The organism is Rhizobium anhuiense bv. trifolii (assembly GCF_024346605.1).
Taxonomy (GTDB): Bacteria; Pseudomonadota; Alphaproteobacteria; order Rhizobiales; family Rhizobiaceae; genus Rhizobium; species Rhizobium anhuiense.
In genome coordinates this window covers 880,414-903,649 of sequence record NZ_CP098803.1, presented here as the reverse complement: position 1 = coordinate 903,649, position 23,236 = coordinate 880,414, and the positions used below count along the sequence as shown (strand labels likewise).

Annotated in this window: 17 protein-coding genes; 7 read left to right on the top strand and 10 right to left on the bottom strand. The window is 63.1% G+C overall.

The genetic code is table 11. From position 1 onward, the window contains the following. Positions 1 to 181: 181 nt before the first annotated feature. From galE to mscL, 3 genes are all read right to left on the bottom strand, one after another. Positions 182 to 1,216, bottom strand: a complete 1,035-nt coding sequence (gene galE, locus NE851_RS13015; RefSeq protein ID WP_183908498.1) for a UDP-glucose 4-epimerase GalE — start codon at positions 1,214 to 1,216, stop codon at positions 182 to 184. 221 nt (positions 1,217 to 1,437) lie between these two features. After that, positions 1,438 to 2,604, bottom strand: a complete 1,167-nt coding sequence (locus NE851_RS13010; protein ID WP_028756818.1) for a pyridoxal phosphate-dependent aminotransferase — start codon at positions 2,602 to 2,604, stop codon at positions 1,438 to 1,440. 120 nt (positions 2,605 to 2,724) lie between these two features. Then, positions 2,725 to 3,162, bottom strand: a complete 438-nt coding sequence (gene mscL / locus NE851_RS13005; RefSeq protein WP_028756817.1) for a large conductance mechanosensitive channel protein MscL — start codon at positions 3,160 to 3,162, stop codon at positions 2,725 to 2,727. 319 nt (positions 3,163 to 3,481) lie between these two features. Here mscL and NE851_RS13000 point away from each other — a divergent pair, with 319 nt between their 5' ends. After that, positions 3,482 to 7,000, top strand: coding sequence for a PAS domain-containing hybrid sensor histidine kinase/response regulator (locus NE851_RS13000; protein ID WP_028756816.1), 3,519 nt, complete (start codon positions 3,482 to 3,484; stop codon positions 6,998 to 7,000). 8 nt (positions 7,001 to 7,008) lie between these two features. On the opposite strand, the gene NE851_RS12995 is transcribed toward NE851_RS13000, so the two are convergent. Then, the gene (locus tag NE851_RS12995; protein WP_097594915.1) at positions 7,009 to 7,566 is read right to left on the bottom strand and encodes a TetR/AcrR family transcriptional regulator; all 558 of its coding nucleotides are present in this window, start codon (positions 7,564 to 7,566) and stop codon (positions 7,009 to 7,011) included. Positions 7,567 to 7,698: 132 nt separating this feature from the next. On the opposite strand from NE851_RS12995, the gene NE851_RS12990 reads away from it, so the two are divergent. Continuing rightward, on the top strand, positions 7,699 to 8,901 hold the full coding sequence (locus NE851_RS12990) for an MFS transporter (protein WP_183908496.1): 1,203 nt from the start codon (positions 7,699 to 7,701) through the stop codon (positions 8,899 to 8,901). A gap of 9 nt (positions 8,902 to 8,910) precedes the next feature. Here NE851_RS12990 and NE851_RS12985 read toward each other — a convergent pair whose 3' ends face one another. Further along, positions 8,911 to 9,354: a nuclear transport factor 2 family protein gene (locus NE851_RS12985; protein WP_028756813.1), complete on the bottom strand. Its 444-nt coding sequence runs from the start codon at positions 9,352 to 9,354 to the stop codon at positions 8,911 to 8,913. Positions 9,355 to 9,472: 118 nt separating this feature from the next. Further along, a complete protein-coding gene (locus NE851_RS12980) occupies positions 9,473 to 9,877 on the bottom strand; it encodes a GFA family protein (protein WP_028756812.1) in 405 nt (134 codons plus the stop codon). Positions 9,878 to 9,935: 58 nt separating this feature from the next. On the opposite strand from NE851_RS12980, the gene NE851_RS12975 reads away from it, so the two are divergent. Next, positions 9,936 to 10,436, top strand: coding sequence for a MarR family winged helix-turn-helix transcriptional regulator (locus NE851_RS12975; protein ID WP_028756811.1), 501 nt, complete (start codon positions 9,936 to 9,938; stop codon positions 10,434 to 10,436). A 249-nt stretch (positions 10,437 to 10,685) separates the two neighbouring features. Here the strand turns inward: NE851_RS12975 and NE851_RS12970 are convergent, their stop codons facing one another. From NE851_RS12970 to NE851_RS12955, 4 genes are all read right to left on the bottom strand, one after another. Further along, the gene (locus NE851_RS12970; protein ID WP_003545273.1) at positions 10,686 to 10,895 is read right to left on the bottom strand and encodes a cold-shock protein; all 210 of its coding nucleotides are present in this window, start codon (positions 10,893 to 10,895) and stop codon (positions 10,686 to 10,688) included. Between the two features lie 273 nt (positions 10,896 to 11,168). Next, entirely contained in the window at positions 11,169 to 13,385 is a 2,217-nt protein-coding gene (locus NE851_RS12965) for a 3-hydroxyacyl-CoA dehydrogenase NAD-binding domain-containing protein (protein ID WP_028756810.1), read from the bottom strand. A gap of 68 nt (positions 13,386 to 13,453) precedes the next feature. Further along, positions 13,454 to 14,662: an acetyl-CoA C-acetyltransferase gene (locus NE851_RS12960; RefSeq protein WP_028756809.1), complete on the bottom strand. Its 1,209-nt coding sequence runs from the start codon at positions 14,660 to 14,662 to the stop codon at positions 13,454 to 13,456. 212 nt (positions 14,663 to 14,874) lie between these two features. Then, a complete protein-coding gene (locus NE851_RS12955; RefSeq protein ID WP_028756808.1) occupies positions 14,875 to 16,671 on the bottom strand; it encodes an acyl-CoA dehydrogenase C-terminal domain-containing protein in 1,797 nt (598 codons plus the stop codon). Between the two features lie 252 nt (positions 16,672 to 16,923). On the opposite strand from NE851_RS12955, the gene NE851_RS12950 reads away from it, so the two are divergent. The 4 genes from NE851_RS12950 to NE851_RS12935 all read left to right on the top strand — a co-directional run bounded on the left by NE851_RS12950 (position 16,924) and on the right by NE851_RS12935 (position 22,945). Then, entirely contained in the window at positions 16,924 to 17,607 is a 684-nt protein-coding gene (locus tag NE851_RS12950; RefSeq protein WP_097544981.1) for a DNA-3-methyladenine glycosylase I, read from the top strand. Positions 17,608 to 17,680: 73 nt separating this feature from the next. Then, positions 17,681 to 18,382 carry an SDR family NAD(P)-dependent oxidoreductase gene (locus tag NE851_RS12945; RefSeq protein ID WP_097594919.1) on the top strand — a complete coding sequence of 234 codons (702 nt, stop codon included), beginning with the start codon at positions 17,681 to 17,683 and terminating at the stop codon, positions 18,380 to 18,382. A gap of 93 nt (positions 18,383 to 18,475) precedes the next feature. Then, entirely contained in the window at positions 18,476 to 18,841 is a 366-nt protein-coding gene (locus NE851_RS12940; RefSeq protein ID WP_063473923.1) for a VOC family protein, read from the top strand. A gap of 330 nt (positions 18,842 to 19,171) precedes the next feature. Beyond that, the gene (locus NE851_RS12935; protein WP_097594920.1) at positions 19,172 to 22,945 is read left to right on the top strand and encodes a peptidoglycan-binding protein; all 3,774 of its coding nucleotides are present in this window, start codon (positions 19,172 to 19,174) and stop codon (positions 22,943 to 22,945) included. Positions 22,946 to 23,236 lie beyond the last annotated feature (291 nt).

Here is a 23,236-nt window from a genome sequence, read left to right as displayed (position 1 = left end):
GCCAGAGAAAGCCTGATTTTTCCTTATTCACGTAACGGCATGCGCCCCCGCAGGCGGGGGGATATAAACAGGCTATTGCATCACTCCTTTAATCGAGATCGATTGAAGGAGTGATGCAGCAGTTCAAAGTGCTACAGCGTCCTGCGCGTCTGAAAAGACGCGCGGCGCTGTCGTGCGCCGCTCAGAACGACGCGGCCGCGAGTGCCCGGTGGATACTCTGCAGATCGTCGACACCCTTGTTCGACAGGAACAGTTCCCAATCAAGCGAGCTCTGGACGATGGTTTCCAGCGAATCGTATCTGGGCTTCCAATCGAGCACCTGCCTTGCGAGCGACGCGTCTGCGACGACGCTGGCGGAATCGCCGGCGCGCCGCGGCGCCATGTGGATCTTGAAGGAATGCCCGTGCAGGCGGGTGACCATGTTCAGCACGTCGAGCACGGAATAGCCGCTGCCATAACCGCAATTGGCGACGAGCGAGCCCCTGTCCTTGCGCAGATGCTGCAGCGCTTTCAGATGAGCATCCGTGAGATCGCTGACATGGATGTAGTCGCGCACGCCGGTGCCGTCATGCGTGGGATAGTCGATGCCGTAGACATGGACGCTGTCGCGCTTGCCGAGCGCTGCCTCGCAGGCGACCTTGATGAGATGCGTGGCGCCTGAGGTCGACTGGCCGGCACGGTGGTGCGGATCGGCGCCGGCGACGTTGAAATAGCGAAGCGCGACATAGTTGAAATCATAGGCGGCGGCGGCATCGCGCAGCATGAATTCGGTCATCAGCTTCGACTGGCCGTAAGGATTTTCCGGATTGAGGGAGGCAGTCTCCTTCACCGGCAGGTTCGACTTTTGCTGACCGTAGACGGCCGCCGTCGAGGAGAAGACGAAATTGCGGATACCGGCCTTGACCGAAGCGCTCAGCAGCGCCCGGGTCTTGCCGGAATTGTTGTCGTAATAGGAAAGCGGATCGGCGACGGAGACCGGGACGACGGCGGAGCCGGCGAAATGGATGATCGCCTCGATGTCGTTTTCGATGAAGATCTTCTTCAATATGTCGGGATCGGCAATGTCGCCGAGATAGAAACGCGCCGCCGGCGCCACGGCCCAGCGAAAGCCCGTCGAGAGGCGGTCGAGCACGACCACATCCTCGTCCGCATCGAGCAGCGCCCAAACCATGTGACTGCCGATATATCCGGCCCCGCCCGTCACCAAAACCGCCATGTCCCGCATCCCTGCTTTCGTTTTTATAAGCAGGGGCATCAGGCGCCGGTTTTTCTTTCCAATTTTCTTATCGAATGGCCGTTCGAGGGCCTTTGAACCGGTATGTTTGGAGTCGTGGTTAGAGGTCGATTTCGGGCATTGCTAGAGTTTTATCGATCCGGCGATTCCGGCACAAAATCGACTTGGCCGGTCACCAGATGGGGTCTCGTGGCCAATGTTGGTCAGAGCTTGAGGATATAGTCGCAGAGACGCTCGGCGGCGACCGCCACCTGGGCTGGGTCACGCAGGAAACAGGCGCGCAGAAAGAGTTCGCCGCCGGGGCCGAAAGCGGTGCCGGGGGCAAGGCCGACGCCTGTCTTGTCGACGATATCGAGCGCAGCCCTGCGGCTGTCAGTGACGCCGTCGATCTTCAGGAAGGCGTAAAGCGCACCATCCGGCTTCAGCGTCTCGACGCGGTTGGTGGCAACGAGCGCATCGCAGAGAATATCGCGGGAACGGGCCGCCTTGGCGATATTGGCGAGCACGAAATCGTCGCCTTCATTGAGGGCTGCGACCGCGCCCTTCTGCATGAACTGCGCCACGCCCGATGTCGAATACTGGATCAGGTTTTCGAGCACCTGGCCCATCTCTGGGGGTGCGACGATCCAGCCGACGCGCCAGCCGGTCATCGACCAGTTCTTCGAGAAGGAATTGACGAAGATGACCTTGTCATCAGGCTCCATCACGTCGAGGAAAGAGGGCGCACGGCCGCCTGGAAAATAATAGAGGGCATAGATCTCATCCGCCATGATCCAGAGGTCGTGCTTGCGGGCCAGCGCCAGGAGATCACCAAGATCCTTCCTGGTTGCCGTCCAGCCTGTCGGGTTCGACGGCGTGTTGATGAACAGCCCCCTGGTCTTCGGCGTGATCGCGGCTTCGATGCGGTCAAGATCGACCGCCCATTTGCCGCCTTCGAACTGCAGCTGAACGCCGACCGAGCGTGCGCCCGCGATCTCGAGGGCGGCGGCGATATTCGGCCAGGCGGGGGTGAGGTAAATCATTTCGTCGCCCGGCGAGGTCAGAGCCTGCACGCTGATCTGGATCGCCTGCATGCCGGAGCCGGCGACATAGAAATGCTCGACCGGAAGCCGGATTCCGAAATGTCTGCTGTAATAATCCGAAAGCGCCTGGCGAAGCTCCGGAATGCCGCGCTGCCAGGTGTAGAAGGTCTCGCCGGCCGCCAGCGCATCCATCGCCGCCTTGCTGATGAAATCCGGCGTCGGCAGGTCACCTTCCCCCACCCAGAGCGGCAACAGGCCCTCACGGCCACGGGCATAATTGACGACTTCGACGATCCCGCTTTCGGGCGCCGCCACGGCGCGCGGGCTAAGGCTGCTCAAGATCGACATGCATATCTCCGGTTTTCGCCTTCATAGAGGATTTGCGTCGGCAAATCCCATGATATCCAGTGATGGCATATCGATTTTGGTGATGAATGAGCCCGGCCGGAACGGACGGGCTCCAGCCGATCAAGCCGTCGGGCGCTTGGCCAACAGATCGCGGATTTCGGTCAGCAGCTGCACGTCTGCGGGCGGCGGGGGCAACTCTTCCGGTGCGGCCTTTTCCTGGCGCTCGACCTGGGCACGCAGGATGTTCACGCCCTTGACCATCAGGAAGATGATCCAGGCGAGGATCAGGAAATTGATGAGGACGGTGAGGAAACTGCCATAGGCAAACACCGCTCCCTGCGCACGGGCGGCCGCAAGCGACGGCGCGTTGACGGCCGACGACAGCGGCAGGAAATAATTCGAAAAATCGAAGCCGCCGAAAATGGCGCCGACGATCGGCATGATAAGGTCGTCGACCAGCGATTTGACGATGCCGCCGAAGGCGCCGCCGATGATGACGCCGACGGCAAGATCCATGACATTGCCGCGGGCGATAAAGGCCTTGAACTCATTGAGCATCGGATCCGTCTCCCTTCGATGCAACTCAAAGATATGCAACTGTCTATTACAGCGTCACGCCTCTCTTCAGCCTCGTGAAGGAGGCTGCAACGCTTTGAATTGACGCACAATTTATTCTTAATCAATTTCGATTTGAGGAATTATGCAGTAGCTGCACCTTCATTGCAATTCATCAATCGGCAATCGCAATTATTCGCCGATACCCTTCGCGGCCTATGACTTAAGGCCTAGATGGCCGGGAATTTTCAAAGCGTCTGAAATAACTTAAGCTGACCAATGTTGCGGGAGGTCCCGGCGGGTTTCCGCCGGCGGAGGGTCAATGCTTCCAGGCTGGGTCATATTCGCGTCTGCCTTCGGCTATCTGCTCCTGCTTTTTGCCGTGGCAAGCTATGGCGACCGCAAGAACCGCAGCCCAGGCATGCTCGGCCCGGGCACGCTGGAAGGCGGATGGCCGGTGGTCTATGCGCTGAGCCTTGCGATCTACTGCACCTCCTGGACCTATTTCGGCAGTGTCGGGCTTGCGGCGCAGCGGGGGCTGGAATTTGCCGGTATCTATATCGGCCCGATCCTGGTCTTCACGCTCGGCATGCCGCTGCTTCGCCGCATCATCGAGCTCGCCAAGGCGGAAAAGCTCACCTCCGTGGCCGACTTCGTCGCCGCGCGCTACGGCAAGAACCCGACGGTCGCCACGATCGTCGCGCTGATCTCGCTGATCGGCGCCATTCCCTATATCGCGCTGCAGCTGAAAGCGATTTCGAGCACCGTCAGCGCCATGGTCAATCCGTCCGATTACGGCATCGGCAGCGGCAATCTCTACTTCCTCGACCTGCCGCTCCTCGCGACGCTGGTGCTTGCCTGCTTCGCCATCATGTTCGGCACGCGGCATACGGATGCGACCGAACACCAGGACGGCTTGATCCTCGCCGTCTCGATGGAATCCGTCGTCAAGCTCGTCGCCTTCCTGACGGCCGGCGTCTGCGTCATCTGGTTTCTCTTCGACGGCCCGACCGATCTCTGGCAGAAGACCGTCGACAACGAACTGGTCATGTCGGCGCTCAGCTACCATACGCCGATCAGCCGCTGGATCACCCTGATCCTGTTGTCGGCCTTCGCGATCATCCTGCTGCCGCGGCAATTCCATGTGACCGTTGTCGAAAACCGGACGCCGAAACAGCTGAAACTCGCCGGATTCCTGTTTCCCACCTATCTTATCGCCATCAATCTCTTCGTCCTGCCGGTGGCGATCGGTGGGCTCTTGACCTTCGGCGGCGCCGGCAATGCCGATTTCTACATGCTGTCGCTACCGCTTGCCGGTCAGATGCCCGTCATTTCGCTGATCATCTTCATCGGCGGCTTTTCGGCCGCAACCGCGATGGTCATCGTCGATTCCGTGGCGCTGTCGATCATGGTGTCGAACGACATCATCATGCCGATTTTCCTCCGGCGCAAACTCGCCGGCCGCGCCAGTCTGCGCGACAATTTCGCCAAGACGCTGCTCAATATCCGACGCAGCGCCATCTTCGCGGTGCTGTTATTCGGCTATGCCTATTACCGTTCGACCGACAGCACCGCCGGCCTTGCCTCGATCGGCCTGCTTTCCTTTGCCGCGATCGCGCAAATCGCCCCAGCGCTGTTCGGCGGGCTGATCTGGCGGCGGGCGAATGCGCGCGGCGCGATCCTGGGGCTTTCCTCCGGCTTCATCATCTGGGTGTACCTGTTGTTCCTGCCCTCGCTCGGCGGGCCCGATTATTCCTATGTGGCGAGCGCCGTGCTCGGCTTCATCTTTCCCGGGACCACCTTGTTCACCGCAGCCGATGCCGATCCGCTCGTCAATGCGACTGTCATGAGCCTGCTCGTCAACACCGCCTTCTTCATCGTCGGTTCGCTCACCCGCAATGCCAGGCCGCTGGAGCGCATTCAGGCCGGCATCTTCGTCAAGCGGCATTCGCGCTCGCAATTTGCCACGCGCGGCTGGAAGACCCGTATCAGCGTCGGCGACCTCAAAGCGGCGATTTCGCGCTATCTCGGCGAAGAGCGCATGCAGCGCTCGTTCACCACCTATGAACAAAGCTCCGGCCGCAAGCTGGAGGACGAGCAGCCGGCCGATATGGCGCTCATCCATTTCAGCGAACAGCTGCTCGGCAGCGCCATCGGCTCGTCCTCGGCCCGGCTGGTGCTGTCCTTGATCCTGCAGAAGATCGAAGATGCTTCTTCCGATACCGCCTGGTTGCTCGACCAGGCGAGCGAGGCGCTGCAATATAACCAGGACATGCTGCAGACGGCGCTGTCGCAGATGGACCAGGGCATTGCGGTCTTCGACAGTTCCAACCGGCTGACGATCTGGAACCGGCGCTTCCGGCAATTGCTGGATCTGCCGGAAAGCGCCGGGCAGGTCGGCTTTCCCCTGTCCGAGATCGTCACCACGCTCAGCCAGCGCGGCGATATCGCGCCCGGCGATCTCAGCCAGACGGTGCGGCATTTCCTGACGCTCGACAAACCCTTTTCGCTGGTGCTTGACGGCGGCGAGCGGATCATCGAGGTGCGCTCCAACGCCATGCCGGACAAGGGCATCGTCGCCACCTTTACCGACATTACTCAGCGCGTCACTGCCGACCAGGCGCTGAAACAGGCGAACGAGACGCTGGAGCAGCGCGTCGCCGAACGCACGGCCGAGCTGACCCGCGTCAACCGCGAACTCGGCGAGGCACGCGCCGCCGCCGACGAGGCGAATATCGGCAAGACACGCTTCTTTGCGGCCGCCGGCCACGACATCCTGCAGCCACTGAATGCCGCCCGGCTTTATTCCTCGGCGCTGGTCGAGCGCATGGCGCAATCCGACAACAGCCCGATCGTGCGCAACATCGATTCGGCGCTGGAATCGGTCGAGACCATTCTCGGCGCGGTGCTCGATATTTCAAGGCTCGACACCGGCGCCATGCGGCCGCGGCTCGCCGCCGTCGCGCTCTCCGACCTGCTCAAGCGGATCGAGACCGATTTTGCGCCGATCGCGCGGGAAAAACAGCTGAAACTGGTGGTCATGCCGACGTCGCTGCGCGTCCGCTCCGACCCCAACCTCTTGCGCCGGCTGGTGCAGAACCTCGTCTCCAACGCCATCAAATACACGATCACCGGCAAGGTGCTGGTCGGCGCGCGGCGGCGCGGCAACCAGGTGATCATCCAGGTGATCGATTCCGGCATCGGCATTCCGCCGTCGAAATTCCGCACGGTGTTCAAGGAATTCGCGCGGCTGGACGAAGGCGCCAAAACCGCCTCGGGCCTGGGGCTCGGCCTATCGATCGTCGACCGCATCGCCCGGGTGCTCAACCATCCGGTCGAACTGCAGTCGACCCATGGCAAGGGCACGGAATTCCGCATCGCCATGCCGCTCGACGTCTCGCGCCCGGCCGCGGCCGCAGCGGCCGTCACGCCCGCCGACCGTCCGGGGCAGCCGCTGAGCGGACTGAAGATCCTCTGCATCGACAACGAGCCGAAAATCCTCGAAGGCATGCGGCTGTTGATCAGCGGCTGGGGCTGCGAGGTGGAGGCGCTGGATTGCCTCGCCGACGTGATATCAAGCGACGGCCAGGGAGGACCGCCTGACATCGTCATCGCCGATTATCATCTCGGCGACGGCACCGGCATAGCCGCCATCCTGCATCTGCGCCGGCAGTTCGGCGCCGATATCCCTGCCCTGATGATCACCGCCGACCGGACGCCGGAGGTGCGCAGCGAGGCCGAGCGATACGGCATCGCCGTTCAGCACAAACCCGTGCGGCCGGCGGCGCTGCGCGCCTATATCACCCAGATATCAGGCCTCAAGCGCGCCGCCGCTGAGTAAGAGACCGCTTACAGCGCCGCGCCCATGACACGGGCGACGAGATCGCGCACGCGTGCTGCATCCGGCACATCGCCGAACAGGATGCGGTACATGATCGGCGCCACCACCTGGTCCATGACCCGGTCGACATCCGGAAAGGCGTCGCCGCGAGCCTTCGCCCTCTCGGCGATGAGACCGATCTGCTGGCGGGTAAACTCGGCGCATTTACAGGCATTTGCGCCGGCCTGCGCCGCCAGCACGTCGCGGATCATCTCGCGGCCCGGCCCGGAGGACATTTCCTCGGCATATTGCTCGGCCCAGGCCTGAAGATCGGCTCTGCCGCTGCCGGCATCGACCGGCTGCATATCCGGCCGCAGCCGATCGACGGCGACATCGGCGAGAAGTTCCTGCAGGTCGCCCCAGCGGCGATAGATGGTCGACGGCGTCACCCCCGCCTTGCCGGCGATCAGCGGGATCGTCACATCGGCACGGCTCATCTCGGCCATCAGCTCACGCACCGCCTTGTGCACCGATGCCTGGACCCTCGCGCTTCGGCCGCCCGGACGGAGATTCTCTTTCACTGTCATGCGCGCAACTTTCCCCCTTTTACGCCGATGGTTCAAAATCTTTGACAGACCTATTAATGCAAATAATTTGCTTTTACAAAATGCCGGCTCTACATAGGCTAAAGCAATGGTTTAGCTTTAAGGGGCTTATATATGGTCGCCGTCGCCAAATCCACAGAGAATTCGCCGCGCCCCTCGATCGGTTTTCATGCGCTGACGCTCGCCACCTTCTTCGGCGCCTCCGCGGCGCCGACGCCGCTCTACCGGATCTACCAGGAAAACTTCTCCGTCTCGCCGGTGCTGATCACGGTGATCTTCGCGGTCTACGCCTTCGCGCTGCTGGCGGCATTGCTGACTGCCGGTTCGATCTCGGATCATCTCGGCCGCAAGCCGGTGATCTTTTTCGCCCTGGTGCTCGAAATCATCGCCATGGGCCTCTTCGTCGTCGCCAGCGGCCCCGGCTGGCTGATTGCGGCGCGGATCGTCCAGGGGCTGGCGACCGGGATCGCCGGCGCTTCGCTCGGAGCGGCGCTCGTCGATGTCGACCGGGCCAAGGGCCAGATCGTCAACTCGATTGCGCCGCTTTCCGGCATGGCGGTGGGCGCGGTCGGCACCAGCGCCCTGATCCAATACGGCCCCTTCCCGATGCATCTGGTCTATGCGCTGCTGCTTGTCGCCTTCACGCTGCAGGCGGCCGCCATCTGGCTGACGCGCGAGAGCGGGGCAACGCGACCCGGCGCGCTCGGCTCGCTGATCCCACGGGTCACCGTTCCGCTGCAGGTGAAACGGCCGCTCTCCCTGGTGACGCCGATCAACATCGCCAACTGGACGCTTGCCGGCTTCTATCTCTCCCTGGTGCCGTCGTTGGTCGCCACCACCACCGGCAGCCGGGCGCCGCTGACGGGCGGGGCCGTCGTCACCGCATTGATGGTGAGCGGGGCGATCGCCGTCTATCTCAGGCGCAGCAAGACGGCCTCGGCCAATCTCGGCTTCGGCGTGTCGGCCAAGACGCTTGGCATCCTGACCGTCGTTGCCGGCGTGCATCTCGCCAATGTGCCGCTGCTGCTCATCGGCACGATTTTTACCGGCGCCGGTTTCGGCACCAATTTCCTCGGCTCGATCGGCACGATCATGCCCCTCGCCAAACCGGACGAGCGGGCCGGGCTGCTGTCGGCCTTCTACGTGCAGAGCTACCTCGCCTTCAGCCTGCCGGCGATCCTTGCCGGGTTCCTGGCGAAATCAGCCGGTTACGCGCTGACAACCGACATTTATGCGACGGCAATCCTGCTGCTGATGGGCGCCGGACTGTTGAGCATTCGCGCCGACCGGCGCAGGGTGGCGGAGAGCGCCGCCTGAGGACGCAGTTCAGGGCTTGAGATCGAGCAGCGCCCGGCCGCTGCCATCCATGGCGAAGGGCACCGAGGCGTGCTGGTGGGCGACCAGCCAGCGGCCATCCCGCTTGACGAGGCCCAGCGTCTGGCGAAACCAGAGATCGACTTCAGCGCCATCGGTCTTGGTTCCCGTCATGCGCATGAGGCCGCTCCAGAAAGCGACATCTTCGCCGGCCGTCAGCTTGGCATCGCGCACCTCGCCGCCGATCGGGCCTTCCCAGGTATCGAACCAGGCCTGCAGACCCGCCTCGTCCTGGCCGTAATAGGCAAGCGGCGGCGCCAGCGAAAACTCGACGGAATCCTCCACCTCGTAAGAAAGCGCGTCCTTGGCATTCTTTTCGCCCAGCGCCTTGGCGCGCATCATCAGCATGGCGATGATCGCCTCTTCCTCGATCCTGGCACTCGCTTCGTCTTTCACATCAGTTCTCCTTCTCCGTTATGGACAGAGGACGAAGGGGAGGACGACGATCCGACAGAGATGGTTCTCGGTTTGCGCAACTCCGGCAAAACTGCTGCGCAGTCTTGCTGGAATTGCTTCAGAGATAACGCGTCACTTCAGGTTCGTTCCACCAGGCATCGTGCCTGCCGTCGTAATAACGGACCGGCAGTGCTGCCAGTTCCTCAGGGGTGACATCGTCGAGGCAGGCGATGTTGATCGAGACATAGGCGCCGCCGATCGCTTCGACATAACCGTCGCCAAAAGCTGACACACCGCAGGTGCGGCAGAAGCGGTGATGACCGCTCATGGTGTTGAACTGGTAATCGGTCGTTTCCACCGGATCGCACATCAGCCGGAAATCCTCCGGCTTGACGTTGGCGCCCCAATAGCGGCGCTTGGTGCAGATCGAGCAATTGCAGCGGCCGGTGCCTTCCTCAAGGTCGATGTCCACCTCGTAGTGCACTTTGCCGCAATGGCAGCTTCCTCTGTAGGTTTTCTTCATGGCGCTCTCCTCCCTCGGCGTTGCCTTTGCCATTCCAATATGACAATATGTTGTCATTATGGATGAGATACAAAATAGACAACATGTTGTCAAACAAAATCGACCGGAGCGAACGATGGAAGGGGATGCCTTTTCCGCTTTCGCGATCACCGCCCTTCGCCTCGCCGGCCATCTGACGGCGGCCGGCGACCAGCTGGCAAAGCCGGCGGGACAAACCAGCGCACGTTGGCAGGTGCTGGCCGCAGCGCGGCGCGGCGACATGTCGGTGGCGCAGATCGCCCGCGCCCTCGGCCTCGCCCGCCAGGGCGTGCAACGGCTTGCCGATGTGCTGGAGGGCGAAGGGCTGATCGCCTATGCCGACAACCCGCAGCACCAGCGCGCCAAACTGGTGCGACTGACGGCGGAAGGGGCCGCACGGCTCGGCGTCATCGAGATCGCGCAGGCCGGATGGGCGGACGGGCTGGGTGCCGCGTTTACGGCAGCCGAGCTCGATGCGGCGCGGGCGGTGATGGCGCGGGTGATGGAGCTGCTGGAAGGTGGTGAGACGGGTGGAGGTTGAGTGGTTTAGCTGCCTTGCGAGGCTTGTTGTCGCTGGCGGCGAATTCAGTTGGTGGTGCGAAAAATTCTTTGAGGTCGTGCTGTGGCCGCAGAGGGGGTGTCGCGGATGTATTTCTTGGGAAAGGGTACAGCATCCCCCAGCCACAAACAAAAAAAGGCCGGGCTAACCCGACCTTCCCTGCTATCTCAACGAACCGTGCCAGTACATCCGTGGTCACGATCCGGAGATGATATTCAAAGCCTTAAAGGCTCAGGCCGCCTGGAGGCGGTCTGCCGACATCTTGCCGGACTTGTTGTCGCGGACGAGCTCGTAAGACAGCTTCTGGCCATCCTTGAGATCACGCATGCCAGCGCGTTCAACGGCGGAGATGTGGACGAAAACGTCGGCTGCGCCGTCATCCGGCTGAATGAAGCCGAAGCCCTTGGTTGCGTTGAACCACTTTACGGTACCAGTGCTCATGACGATATCCTTTTCGAATCGTTCATAGAAGAATGCAGCCCGGACAGATGCCCAAGCGGCGATGAAAACCGATTTTGGAGGAAGTTCGCCAGGAACGACGCTAGCGCCGTTTCAAAGTTCATCTAGCAAGATCGATGCGTGAACGTTTAATCGGGAATTGTGTCCGTGGCAAGGCCGCAACAAGGAAAAGTCGAGTTCAGCGGGTCAAGCGTTCTCTAACGTTGTGCCGCGGCAGGCCAGAGCGGGCGCCGCGGCACAAGGGGAAAGGACGGCTTACGCCGCTTGCCCGACCTTCGCATAGGGATCGAACCGCCCGTAGAAGGTCTCGCCCTTGGCGGCCATGTCCTTCAACAGCGGCGTCGGTTGGAAGTGATTTCCGTAAGCACCAGCTAACTTTTCGGCCAGCTCCACGAAGGTCTTGGCACCCATGCCGTCGATATAGCTCAGCGCCCCGCCGGTATAGGGCGCGAAGCCGAAGCCGAGGATCGAACCGACATCCGCCTCGCGCGGATCGGTGACGATGCCTTCCTCGACGGTGCGGGCGGCTTCCAGCGCGATGGTGACGAGGAAGCGCTGCTTCAGGACGTTGACATCAACTTCATCCGCCGGCTTCTGCGGGTAGAGCGTCTTGAGATCAGGCCAGAGCGACTTCTTCGCCGGCTTCGGCGGATAGTCGTAAAAGCCCTTGGAATTCTTGCGGCCGAAACGGCCCTCCTTCTCCACCATGCGGGAGATGAGGTCCATATGCCTGGGGTCGATGGCCCTTTCACCGAGATCGGCGACCGTCGCCTTGAGGATCTTCAGCGAAAGGTCGATGGCGACCTCGTCGTTCAGCGCCAAGGGACCGACCGGCATGCCGGCCATCTTGGCGGCGTTTTCGATCATCACAGGCGGCACGCCCTCGATCAGCATGTCGTAGCTTTCCGACATGTAGCGCAGCACGCAGCGATTGACGAAGAAGCCGCGGGTGTCGTTGACGACGATCGGCGTCTTCTTGATGGCGGCGACATAATCCAAAGCAACGGTCAGCGCCTTGTCGCCGGTTTCGCTTCCGAGGATGACCTCCGTCAGCATCATCTTTTCGACAGGCGAGAAGAAGTGGATGCCGATGAAATCGGTAGGCCGTTTCGAATTCTTCGCAAGACCCGAGATCGGCAGGGTCGAGGTATTGGAGGCGAAAATCGCGCCCTCCGGCAGCACGGCTTCCACGGCCTCGATGACGGCTTTTTTCACTTCGCGATCCTCGAACACCGCCTCGATGACGAGATCTGCATTGGCGAGGTCGGCATAATCGGCCGACGGCGTGATGCGGGAGAGCAGTGCGGCTGCCTCGTCTTGCGTAAGACGTCCCTTACCGACAGAATCCTTGACCAATCCTTCGGAGACGGTCTTGCCCTTGGTCGCCGCTTCGATGTCGCGGTCGATCAGCGTCACGGGAATGCCGGCGGCGGCAGTGACGTAAGCGATCGAGGCGCCCATGAAGCCGGCGCCGACGACGCCGACATGTTTCAGCTCGGTCTTCGGGATGCCTGCCGGGCGGCGGGCGCCCTTGCCGAGCTCCTGCATGGAGATAAACAGCGAACGGATCATCGAGAAGGCTTCGCGGGTCTGCAGCACCTCGGTGAAATAACGCTGCTCGATCTTCAGGCCGGTGTCGAACGGCACCTGCAGGCCTTCATAGACGCATTTCAGGATGGCAAGCGCTGCCGGATAATTGCCCGATGTTTCCCGGCGCAGGATCGCCGGCGCCGCCGGCCAGAGCTGGGCGGAGGCTGGCGTCCAGATGCCGCCGCCGGGCGCCTTGAAGCCCTTCTCGTCCCAGGGGGCGACCGGCTTCAGGCCATCCTTGATCATCTGCTTGGCGGCGGGGATAAGCTGATCCGGCTCGACCACCTGATGCACGAGGTTCATCGCCTTGGCGCGGGAGCCGGTCAGCGACTGGCCCGTCGTCATCATCTGCAGCGCATCCTGGGCGTTCGCCAGCCGCGGCACACGCTGGGTGCCGCCGGCGCCGGGGAAGATGCCGACCTTCACTTCGGGCAGCGCGATCTTGACGCTCTTGGCATTGGAGGCAACGCGGCCGTGGCAAGCGAGCGACAATTCAAAGGCGCCGCCCATGCAGGTGCCGTTGATGGCGGACACCCAGGGCTTGCCCGATGTTTCGAGCTTGCGGAACAGGCCGCTCATGCGGCCGACCAGGCCGAAGAGGTTCTGCACCGCCGTCTCCGGGCTCTTTGCCTTCTCCTCCTGATAGGAACTGAACATCGACTTGATCATCGAGAGGTCAGCACCGCCGGAGAAGGAGGACTTGCCCGAGGTAAAGACGACACCCTTGACGGCGGCATCGGCGGTCGTGGCGTCGATGATGGCGTCGAGTTCGGCCATCGCCTCGGCGGTGAAGACGTTCATCGATTTGCCGGGCATGTCCCAGGTGACGAGAGCGATGCCGTCGGCGTCGGTTTCGAGCGTGAAATTGGTGTAGGTGCTCATCTTGGGAATTCCTCTCCCTGAATTCTTTTGCCGTGGAGCCCTCTCCCCTTGTGGAGAGGGCTATCCCATCAAACGCGTTCGATGACAGTTGCCGTGCCCATGCCGGCGCCGATGCAGAGCGTCACCAGCGCGGTGTTGAGGTCGCGGCGCTCGAGTTCGTCCAGCACGGTGCCGAGGATCATTGCGCCGGTGGCGCCGAGCGGATGGCCCATGGCGATGGCTCCGCCATTGACGTTGATCTTGTCGTGATCGATCTCGAAGGCCTGCATGTAGCGCAGCACCACGGCGGCGAAGGCCTCGTTCAGTTCGAAGAGGTCGATGTCGGCAAGGCTCATGCCTGTCCGCTTCAGCAGCTTCTCGGTGACGTCGACGGGTCCGGTCAGCATCAGGGCCGGATCGGAGCCGATATTGGCGAAAGCCTTGATGCGGGCGCGCGGCTTGATCCCCATGCTCTGGCCGCCGGCCTTGGAGCCGAGCAGCACGACGCCGGCGCCATCGACGATGCCGGAGGAATTGCCGGCATGATGGACATAATTGATGCGCTCGATCTCCGGATGGGCCTGGATGCCGACGGCCTCGAAGCCGCCCATCTCGCCGGGCATCTGGAAGGATGGATTGAGCGAGGCGAGCGCCTGCATGTCGGTGCCGGGGCGCATATGCTCGTCCTTATCAAGGATCGTCAGTCCGTTCTGGTCCTTGACCGGAACGACCGACTTGTCGAACCAGCCCTTTTCCCAGGCATGGGCGGCGCGCTTCTGGCTCTCGACCGCATAGGCGTCGACATCGGTCCTGTTGAAACCGTATTTGGTGGCGATGAGATCGGCCGAGACGCCCTGCGGCATGAAATAGGCCGGGAAATTCACCGAAGGGTCCATGAACCAGGCGCCGCCGGACATGCCGAGGCCGACGCGCGACATGCTTTCGACGCCGCCGGCGATGACGATGTCGTCGGCCCCTTGGGCGATCTTGCCGGCACCGAAATTGACGGCATCGAGGCCGGAAGCGCAGAAGCGGGAGATCTGCATGCCGGGCGCCTTGGTGGAATAACCGGCTTCGAAGGCGGCGGCCTTGGGGATGACGGCGCCGGCATCCATGACCGGATCGACGCAGCCCATGATGATGTCGTCGACCGTCGATGTATCAAGCCCGTTGCGGTCGCGGATTGCTTCCAGCGTCTTTGCCGCGAGGCGGACGGATGGCACCTCATGCAGGGCGCCGTCCTTCTTGCCGCGGCCGCGCGGCGTACGCACGTGGTCGTAAATGAAAACCTCGGTCATATCTCATCTCCCTGACGGCGCGGCGGCGCCGGTGAATTCGTGTCTTTTCTCTTCTCCCCGGCGGAAGAAGGTAGCCTCGAAGAGGTCGGATGTGAGGGCCGGAGCGACAAACTCGAGCTTGCTTGCGCGCGGCTGCTCGCTCCTTTGTCGCTCACCCCCTCATCTGCCCTACCGGGCATCTTCTCCCCGCTGGGGAGAAGAGGGAATTCGTCTTAAAACGCTTCGGCGGCCAGTTCCATCATCGTGTCGGCGCCGGCTTCGATGCGGGCCTTGCGAAGGGCGGTTTCCGGCATCAGGCGTTCCATGAAGAAACGGGCGGTGACCAGCTTGTTCTTCAGGAAATCCTCGCGGGCCGCATCGCCCGATGCAAGGCCATCCTCGGCGGCTTTCGCCATCTTCGCCCACATATAGCCGAGAACGACCAGGCCGAAGAGGTGCATGTAGTCGGTCGAGCCGGCGCCGGCATTGTCGGGCTTGGCCATGGCGTTCTGCATGAACCACATGGTCGCGCCCTGGACGTCGTTCAAGCCCTTCTTCAGATGCTTGGTGAAGAAGGAGAGCTTTTCGTTGCTGCGGTTTTCCTCGCAGAAATCGCCGATCTCCTTGAAGAGGGCCATGGCGGCGCGGCCGCCGTTCAAGGCGAGCTTGCGGCCGACGAGATCGAGCGCCTGGATGCCGTTGGCGCCTTCATAGATCATGGCGATACGGGCATCGCGCACATACTGGCTCATGCCGTGTTCTTCGATATAGCCGTGGCCGCCGAAGACCTGCTGGGCCATGACGGCATGATCGAAGCCCTTGTCGGTCATCACGCCCTTGAGGATCGGGGTGACGAGGCCGAGAATATCGTCGGCCGTCTGGCGCTCCTTCTCATCGGTGGCGCGGTGGGCGATATCGGACTTCAGCGCCGTCCAGAGCAGGAAGGCGCGGCCGGCCTCGTTGAAGGCGCGGATGGTCATCAGCGTCCGGCGAATATCCGGATGGACGATGATCGGGTCGGCCTTCTTATCCGGCGCCTTGGGGCCGGACAGCGAGCGGCCCTGGATGCGGTCGCGGGCGTAGCTGGCGGCATTCTGATAGGCGATCTCGGAAATGGCTATGCCCTGCAGGCCGACCATCAGGCGGGCCTCGTTCATCATCACGAACATGGCGTTGAGGCCGCGGTTTTCGGCGCCGATCAGGAAGCCGGTCGCCTCGTCGTAATTCATCACGCAGGTGGCGTTGGCGTGAATGCCCATCTTGTGCTCGATCGCGCCGCAGGAGACGGCGTTGCGGGCGCCCGGCGCGCCGTCCTTGCCGACGAGGAATTTCGGAACGATGAAGAGCGAGATGCCCTTGGTACCCTCCGGCGCACCCTCGATGCGGGCCAGCACCAGATGGACGATATTGTCGGTCAGGTCGTGCTCGCCGGCAGAGATGAAGATTTTCTGGCCGGATATTTTGTAGCTGCCGTCAGCCTGCGGCACCGCCTTGGTGCGCAGCATGCCGAGATCGGTGCCGCAATGCGGCTCGGTGAGGTTCATGGTGCCGGACCAGGAGCCGTCCACCATCTTCGGCAGATAGGTGGCCTTCTGCTCGTCGCTGCCGTGGACGAGGATCGCGGCGATCGCGCCCTGCGTCAGGCCGGGATACATCATCAACGACATGTTGGCGGCGGAGGTATATTCGCCAACGGCGGTATGCAGCGTGTAGGGAAGTCCCTGCCCGCCGAATTCCTCCGGCACCGCAAGGCCGATCCAGCCGCCCTCGCGATAGGCTTTATAGGCTTCCTTGAAACCCTTCGGTGTCGAGACGCTGGCATCGTCGTGGCGCGTGCAGCCTTCCTGATCGCCGGAATAATTCAGCGGGAAGAGCGCTTCCTCGGCAACCCTTCCGGCCTCGCCGAGGATCGCCTCGATCATATCGGGGGTCGCGTCGGCAAAACCCGGCAGATTGTTGTAGCGTTCGAGGCCCAGCACGTCGTTCAGGACGAAGAGCGTATCGTTCACCGGGGCCTTGTAGACTGGCATCTCTCGAATTCCTCCCATTCGGCTGACCGGATCGCCCCGGCCTCGGGCACTGTCTTACAAAATATTGACGTTTGCGTAAACGTCAAATTTTGCACCTTGGCCGTCTTTTCGTGAAAAAATTCACGAGCACGAATCCGTGGGCCATGACGTGCGCGGAGGAGACGCCATCTCATCTTCGTTGTCCATCTGGGAAAGGCGTATAAGCGGAGGCGTCGTTCAAGCCGCAATCGGGCAATGCTTCAGGAGGGCTGCATGATCAGTTTCGAGGCGATAAGGCAGCGTGCCGAGGAACGAAAGGGCGGAGCGGCCGCGTTGCAGGCCCTGCTGCAGAATCACCGGCCGGATCACGAGCGGCTGCGCGCCATGCCCGACGATCGCATCCTGGCGGATATGACCCGGCGGGTCTTCTACAGCGGTTTCGTCCAGAAGGTGATCGATGCGAAGTGGCCGGGTTTCGAGGCGGCATTTTCCGGTTTCGATCCGGCGACGCTGAATATCGCACCCGACGATTATTGGCATGCCCTGACCTCGGATGAGCGGATCATCCGCAACGGCGCCAAGATCATGTCGGTTCGCGCCAATGCCGCCTTCGTCAGGGCGTTGGCGAAGGAATATGGCAGCGCCGGCGTCTTCTTCGCCGACTGGCCACGGGATGACCAGATCGGCCTTCTCGACCTCTTGAGCAAACGCGGCAGCCGGCTCGGCGGCATGACCGGACAATATTTCCTGCGTGGCATCGGCCGCGACAGCTTCATCGGAACGATGGATGTGCTCACCTGCCTCCGATCGGCCGGGGTGCCGCTCTCCTCCTCCGGCACGACGAAGAAGGACCAGCAACTGATCCAGCAGACCTTCAACGACTGGGCCGGGGAAACCGGTCTTTCCCTCATCCATCTCTCACGCATCAGCGCCTATTCGATCGATTCGGCGCACTGAAATTCCGGTCGAGCGGTGGCGCCGGCCGTTCGAACTTCCTACGTGATTGCGACGATCCATCGAGGACGACATCATGACCGATTTTCCCTATGAGAGTGCCCTCATCGTCGGCGCGGGCTCCGGCATCAGCGCCTCGCTCGCCCGGCAATTGTCGGCGCAGGGCGTCAAGGTCGGGCTCGCGGCCCGCAATATCGAAAAGCTGCAAGGGCTCATCGAGGAGACCCGCGCCAGCGCCTTTAGCGCCGACGTCTCGCAGCCGGCGAGCGTCGCAGCCCTGTTCGAAGAGGCTGCCGCCGCCATCGGCGGGCCTGACGTGGTGATTTTCAATGCCAGCGCCCGCCTGCGCGGGCCGCTCGCCGAACTCGATCCCGCCGAAGTCGAGAAGGCGATCGCGACCACCGCTTTCGGCGGTTTCCTGGTGGTGCAGCAGGCAGCACAGCGGATGATCCCGCGCGGCCGCGGCGCCATCCTCATCACCGGCGCCTCGGCAAGCGTGAAGGGCTTTGCGCAATCGGCGCCCTTCGCGATGGGCAAGTTCGCGCTGCGCGGCCTTGCCCAGAGTGCTGCCCGCGAACTGGGGCCGATGGGCATCCATGTCGCGCATTTCGTCATCGACGGCGCAGTGCGCTCGCAGATCCGGCCGGATCGGGCGGAGAAGCCCGACGGCACGCTGCTGCCGGAGGCGATCGCCCAGACCTATGTCGACGTGCTTCGCCAGCACCGCAGCGCGTGGTCGCTGGAGGTGGAAGTCCGGCCGTGGACGGAGAGCTTCTGAGCTAGATCAGCGCGCCGCCGCCGGAGAAGGCAACTTTCGCGGCGGCATCAAACGCACTATGTTTCGTCCTCTGAGCTGGCTGGGAGGAAACCGATGCCGCGCCTGGACCACGTCACCATCGAAACCCGCGATGCGCCTGTCATGATCAGTTTTCTCGAAACCTTGCTCGGTGTCAGGGAAGGCTATCGGCCGCCCTTCGCCTCGCCCGGCCATTGGCTCTATCTGGACGAACGCCCGGTCATCCATCTCAGCCTGACATCGCGCAGCACCGATTTTCCGCCCGGCATCTTCAACCATGTCGCCTTCAGCCTTTACGAATTCGGGCCGGCGCTGGAACGCATCAAGGCGAGCGGCTATCGCTACGAATATTACGATATTCCCGACACCGATCTCGGTCAGGTCTTCGTCTACGGCCCCGAGGGCGTGAAGATCGAGCTGCAATATCCGCGTCCGGCCTGATCGTGGCGGCGCCATCCGATCTGACGAATTGAACGGCAATTGCCGTCAAAAACGGCGTTTGGGCCGCAAACGTTAAAAAATTCTCAGCGACATTAACGGCTTGTTTACCACGTTTCGTGAAAGGTGCGGATTGAGCAGTAGCGATCCGCATTCCTTGCCCCAGTCTCGCGTTCCTTAAGGATGCCGCTACATCGTTCAGCTTGAGGAAAGTCTAATTGACTAACTTCTTATGAATGGTGCGCTCCGGTTCGCGCAAAGGCGCGGGCAGCAGACGGAAAAGCCAAAGATCGAGCTCTGACGAGGGGTCGAGCAGTCGAAGCGAGCAAGAAGATGAACGGATCGCGATCAAATCCTTCCCGACAGTCCGACAGGACCTCGCTCGATGCGCTGAACCGCACGATCGAAGGGCTGGAGGCGCGCATCGAGGGGCTGATGGGCAGCACCGGGCGCGAACAGCGGCCGCGCACGGCAACGCCCGAGCGCGATCCCTATGCCGGCTCCTATGCTCCGCGGCCCGCAAAGGCCCCGCCCGAGCCGCGGCCAGATCCGCTCGCCGAAATCCGCCAGCGCCAGCGCGCCCTCGAAGCCGGCCGCGAGCGGCCCTACACACGTGAGCAGGCCCCGCTCTCACGTGAACCCGCCCCACGCGCCGCCCCAGTGCCGGCGCCCGCCTTCCGCGCCGGTGACGACACGATGACGGAGATCGCCCAGGCGCTCGTCAATCTGCGGCAGGACCTGAAGCGCGACATTTCCGAGGGTGTCACCCGCGAGATGAATACGCTGCGCGCCGAGCTGCGCGAGATCAAGGAAAATGCCGGGGACAGCCGTTTCGCCGACGACATGCGCGCCGATATGGGCCGCCTTGCCCAGAGCATCACCCAGCTGACCGGCCGCTCGAGCGGCCCGGAGGCCGCCGGCCTGCGCGAGGATTTCGAGGAGCTGCGCTCGCTGATGGACGGGCTGGCGCGCGAGGATTCGCTGCGCCATATGGAAAACCGCTGGGACGGCGTCGAGAGCCGGCTTGCGGCACTCGATACCGAGGGGCTGCAGGAAGAGCTGGTTTCGCTGGCCTATCGCCTCGACGACATCAAGCGCCACATCGGCGGCATGGGCGAAAGCCCGGCCGTGCGGGCGCTGGAAGACAAGCTCATCTCCATCGCCACGGCGATGGAGCATTTCGGCAACATGATCCAGCCGCACGACCGGGTCATGTCCGAACAGTTCGCCGCCATGGACATGCGGCTCGACGAGATCAGCCGGGCGATCGCAGCCAGCGGACGCGCGGCTGCCGCGAATGATCCGGCGCTGATGCAGCGGCTGGAAAGCCGGCTTTCGGCGCTCGCCGATCAGATCGACCTGATGAGCCATGATGCGGCCAGCCGTGCAACGCCGGCCGACGAGCTGGCGATGCGGCTGGAGGCGCTGACCGGACGCGTCGAGGAGTTGGCGAATGCGGAAGCGACGTCGCGGCTCGACGAACGGCTGGAACATCTTTCCTATCTGCTGGAGCGCACGCAGAAGGCTGCGCCCCAGCCCGACCTCACCGGTACGCTGTCGGACATTTCCCGCAAGATCGACGCGCTTGAGAACGGCGCCGTCAACGATGTGCTGGCGCAGCGGCTCGACTATCTCGCCCGGCGTATCGACGAGATGGCGCATCAGCAGCAAGTGCCGGTGCCGGCCGCTGCGGTCGACGACGGCGCCTTCCGGCGCCTCGAAGGACGACTGAGCGACATCGCCGCCCGGCTGGAAGAGAGCACATCCGCAGCGCCGACCGATCCGCGGGCGCTGAAGAACCTCGAAGACCAGATCGCCCATCTTTCGGCGCTGATGAGCGAGCCGCGCGAAAGCGCTGCGATGCCTGCCGAATTCGACCGTCGCATGGGCGCGATCGAAGACTATATGGCGACGAGCGACGAATATATCATCGAAGCCGCACGCCAGGCGGCCGAAGCCGTCGTCGAAGCCTATTCGCGCCATGGCGGCCCGCAGGGCGCCGTGGCACCCGCCGACATGTCGGCGCTGACGGCACTTGCCGAAGATCTGCGCCACCTCGAAGATCTCAGCCGCGACAGCGAGGAGCGCACGCACAAGACTTTCAAGGCTTTGCACGAGACGCTGGTCCATATCGCCGACCGCCTCGACGGCATGGAAGAGCGCGGGCGGCCGCTCGCCCAGATGCCGGTGGCCGAGGTCGATTTCGATGTCGATCCCTACGCGCTGATGGTGGCCGAAGCGGAGATGAACAGGGCGGCGGAGACAGCCGCAACGCTGAAGGCCTCTCCGGTGATCCGTACGGCCGAGGTCGCAGCCGAACCTGCCGCCCCGGCTCAAACCAGCGCCATGAGCGGAACGAGCGTGATCGCCATCGAAGCCGCGACCCGGACGACGGAGGCTGCGGCAGCGGCTCCGGCGCCGTCAAAGGTCAGCCTGCTCGCCAGCCTCGGCAAGCGGCTGCTGCCGGCCAAGAAAACCGAGAGCCGGGCGAGCGAACGCCCGATGATCGACCCCGCGCCGTCGATCGACCCCGCCGACGTGGTGCCGACGGATGCCGCAAACGAACTGCTCGAGCCGGGCTCGGGCACACCTGACGTGAAGAAGATCCTGGAACGGGTTCGCGCCAGCCAGAGTGCGGCGCGCGGCAAACCTGCCGGCGAAACCGACCGGGCCGATTACATCGCCGCCGCCCGCCGTGCGGCGCAGGCGGCCGCGATGGAGGTGGACGCCAATCCGAAGCAGGCCGCCGTCAAGCCCGAGAAGAAAGGCGCGACCGCCGGCAAGGCTGGCAAGACGTCTGACAAGACGGGCAAGACCAGCGCCTTTTCGCGCTACCGGCGGCCGATCCTGCTGGCGGTCGGCGCGGTGCTGCTCGCCATCATGGCCTTTCCGCTTGCCCGGACGCTGACGAGCGGCGAGAGCGCACCGCAGGCGCCAGCCGAAGTCTCGGCGCTGAGCGGGGCGACGGAAAACCCGTCGCCTGCTGTGCCGGAAGCGATCCCCGCCCAGCCGGACGCCGCAGCCATCGGAACGACCGCGCCGGCAGCGGAGGCTACGCCTCCGGCTGGCGAACAGGCGCAGCCGGAAGCAGCCCCGCCGGTTGCCGGCGAGCATCTGACCGACGCAGCACCGCTCGACGGCGAAGGGGCTGCGACGTTTGCCCCCCCTGCTCCATCCGGCGCGGCACAGGAGACATCGGGCTTCGTTCCCGCACCTGCACCGCAGGCCGCCATCACCATTCCCGACACCGTCCAGCCGAAATCGCTGGCCGATGCGGCAAGCGGCGGCGATGCGCTGGCGCTGTTCGAGATCGGCGCGCGTTATTCGGACGGCCGCAACGGCATGACGGTCGATCAGAAGCAGGCGGCAAGCTGGTATCAGCTTTCGGCCGACAAGGGCTTTGCGCCTGCTGAGTACCGGCTCGGCAGCATGTACGAGAAGGGCAACGGCGTCGAGCGCGACATCGCCAAGGCGAAGGGCTTCTACGAGCAGGCGGCAAACCAGGGCAATGCCAGCGCCATGCACAATCTCGCCGTCCTCTACGCCTCCGGCGCACTCGGCCAGCAGGATTATGCGACGGCCGCCTCGTGGTTCACCAAGGCTGCGAATCTCGGCATCACCGACAGCCAGTTCAACCTGGCGATCCTCTGCGCCAGGGGCAACGGGGTGCCGGCGGATCTCGAAGAATCCTACAAGTGGTTTGCGATTGCCGCCAAGGCCGGCGACAAGGATGCGGCGCAGAAGCGCGACGAAGTGGCCAACGCCATGAAGCCCGATCAGCTCGAACGGGCGCGCGCCAAGGCCGATCTGTGGAAGCCGGAGCCGCTCGACCACCGCACCAACGCCATCGACATCCCCGACGAATGGGCCGGCACCGGCGCCAAGACGGCGACCGTCGACATGAAGAAGGCAATCCGCAACATCCAGGCGATCCTCAACAATAACGGCTTCGACGCCGGCGCGCCGGACGGCGAAATGGGCGCGAAGACCGTGACCGCGATCAAGAACTTCCAGAAGTCGGTCGGCCAGGAGCCGGACGGCAAGGTGACCGACGCAACCGTGAAGGCGCTGCTCGAACGCAACAAGCAGGGCAGCAAGGCAATCTAAGCGCGTCGCATCGACGCGGGATCGTCTCATATCTCAGCTTTGGGCAATCTGAAGGGCCTGGCGGACTATGCCGCAAGGCTTCTTCCAATTTTTCCGCCGCCTGTCACAAAACCTGAAAAAAGCCGGATTATGCCCGGACATATCGATCCGCGCATCCGGCGAATCCTCTGCCGCCGATCTCTTCGCCAATCAGGCCCGATCGAAAGCCTCTGGCAACGATTTCACAGTATGGTGCGCATTCGAACGGGGACGTGACAGAAACCGCCCGGCAGGAGCGGTCATCATTCGGGG